General features: G+C 66.2%; 1 protein-coding gene. It reads right to left on the reverse strand.

Features of this window, described 5'->3' with window-relative positions; genetic code table 11:
- Positions 1–604, reverse strand: a 604-nt coding sequence (locus JNK74_29485; protein ID MBL7650307.1) for an acetylhydrolase, incomplete at both ends; no start/stop codon positions are given.

Consider the following 604-nt stretch of genomic DNA (forward strand, 5'->3'; position numbering starts at 1 on the left):
GCCGCGCAGGTCGCGGCCGGAGAAGATCATGTGGTCGCCGCCGGCGAAGACGATCAGGAATTTGTCGGCTGGGGTGGTGCTGCGGTAGGGGACTTGGCGGCTCTCGGGCGGCTCGCCGCGATCGAAGGGCGTTTTGTCTTCGGTGCCGGTCATGTGGAAGACCGGGACTTGGATTGTTGCGAAGACCTGCGCCGGGTCGCCCATGCGCGGCTTTGACGGGCTGTAGGCGATCGAAGCCTTTATGCGCGCGTCGGCGAAGGAGAAGCGGCCGCCTGCGAATGCTTGACCCGACAGTGCAAGCGTCGTGAGCGCGCCGAAGGAATGGCCCGACATGCCGATGCGTGCGAGGTCGAGGCGACCGCGCAGCTTCGGGTCGTTTGCGTTCATCTGCGTCAGGTGATCGATCGCGAAGGGGATATCGCGGAAGCGTTCGGCGGCGGTTTGCGGGGATGTGCTGTCCCTGAGTTTGCCCGCCGCGTCCTCACGATCGAGGGCGCCGCCGCTTTTTTCCAGTTCGCCGCGGACGGCGGGCGTGTCGGAGCCGGGATGTTGAACCGCGACGGCGACGTAGCCGTTCTCCGCCAGGAAGCGGAGCAGATACTCC

The organism is Candidatus Hydrogenedentota bacterium, assembly GCA_016791475.1.
GTDB lineage: Bacteria > Hydrogenedentota > Hydrogenedentia > Hydrogenedentales > JAEUWI01 > JAEUWI01.